At 53.3% G+C, this 1,837-nt stretch carries 1 protein-coding gene; it reads left to right on the top strand.

The features are described 5' to 3' along the window. The first annotated feature begins 75 nt into the window (after positions 1 to 75). Positions 76 to 1,647 carry a transposase gene (locus tag FE848_RS18510; RefSeq protein ID WP_200205383.1) on the top strand — a complete coding sequence of 524 codons (1,572 nt, stop codon included), beginning with the start codon at positions 76 to 78 and terminating at the stop codon, positions 1,645 to 1,647. The last annotated feature ends 190 nt before the right edge of the window (positions 1,648 to 1,837 follow it).

Here is a 1,837-nt window from a genome sequence, read left to right as displayed (position 1 = left end):
GCGTTGAGGCTGTAGAAAAACCCCAAATCCGACTGATTTTGGTAGCATTGAGCAAACAGACAAGGAGCCGTCGGCATGCCTCGCTTCAAGCACTACAACTATGACCAGGACACCATGGTCGTCATCAACTATCAGGAACAGCTTCAGCCCGGCACCTTTGAGCACGCCGTTCATTACCTGATTGAACACAAGCTGGATCTGTCGGTATTTCACCCCAAGTATCGCAATGACGACACAGGCCGCACGGCCTACGATCCCGCCATTCTCCTGAAGATCATTCTGTTTGCTTACTCCAAGGGCATCACCTCCAGTCGCGAGACCCAGTGGTGCTGCGAGACCAACATCATCTTTAAAGCCTTGTCCTGCGACACCGTTCCGCACTTCACGACCCTAGCCAAGTTCGTCAGCCAGCACGCCGATGAGATTGAAGAACTTTTCGAGCAGGTGTTGTTGGTGTGCCATGAACAAGGGCTGCTGGGTAATGAGCTGTTTGCCATCGACGGCTGCAAAATGTCCTCGAACGCTGCCAAAGAATGGTCGGGCACCTTTAAGGAGTTGGGCGAAAAGCGGGACAAACTGAAACGGCTGATTCGTCACCACCTGCGTGAACACCACGCTCGGGATGAGGCGGAAAGCGAAGCCGAGCTTGATCGGAATATCCGGCGAGCGAACACTATTCTGTCGCTGGATGAAGCGATGACCAAAGTAGACCGTTTCCTAAAGACGAGCAGCCCAAGGATGGGCCAGGGGAAACGACGCAAGGAAGTGAAGAGCAACATCACCGATAACGAAAGCGGCAAGATGACCACCAGTAAAGGCACCATTCAAGGCTATAACGGTGTGGCCACGGTGGACAAAAAACATCAGATCATCATTGATGCTCAGGCCTTCGGCGAAGGGCAAGAACACCACACTTTAACGCCGGTGCTGGAGACGGTTCAGCAGCGCTATAAAAAGCTGGGCATTGCCGACAACATCTACCAAACCGGCGCGATTGTCACCGCCGATACTGGCTTTGCCAACGAAGCCAACATGCGGTACCTGCACGAAAACGAGATCAACGGCTACATCCCCGACAACCGCTTCCGCAGCCGCGATCCGAAGTTCGCGGAGCAGAAAGATAAATACGGTAAGCGGCACCAGAACCTCCCGGATAAGGGTTGGAAAGACACCCTTGCAGCCAGCGAGTTCCAGTTTGATCCGGTGAACCTTAGCTGCACCTGCCCAGCAGGTGAAACACTTGCCTACCGGGGCCAAAGGGAAGCTGACAATGGCAAGATCCGGGTGCACTTCGAGGGGCGGTTACTTCAGTGCCGCCACTGCCCGAAGAAGCACAAGTGCATGCAGAATCCAGCGTCAGCGGATCACCGCAATGGGTCTGGCCGACAGGTATCGTTCACCATCGAAAACAAACGACTACCAAACTATACCGACTGGATGAAGCATCGAGTGGATAGTCCACTGGGCAAGGAAATCTATGGCCACCGCATGTCAGTGGTGGAGCCTGTGTTCGGCAACATCAGCACCAACAAACGCCTGAGTCGCTTCAGTCTGCGAGGCAAAAAGAAGGTGCAAGGCCAGTGGCAACTGTATTGCCTGGTTCACAATATTGAGAAACTGGCGAATTACGGACAGTTAGCGGCATGATGCTGGGCTATGGTATGGCTAGAAGCAGCCCTGAGACAGCCGGATGGCGCGGCATTAAGCGCTGATTATTACTATTTCTTGAGTGTTACTGGCGAATGAGCGAACTTGCGCCAGCTAACCGCAGGTTATGAAAAAACAACAAAGCGGCTGTGGATCAGGCTCTGTTAAGGGTTTTTCTACAGGCTCGTTA

The organism is Marinobacter sp. 1-3A (assembly GCF_016597775.1).
Taxonomy (GTDB): Bacteria; Pseudomonadota; Gammaproteobacteria; order Pseudomonadales; family Oleiphilaceae; genus Marinobacter; species Marinobacter xiaoshiensis.
This window is presented reverse-complemented; position numbering and strand designations above follow the sequence as displayed.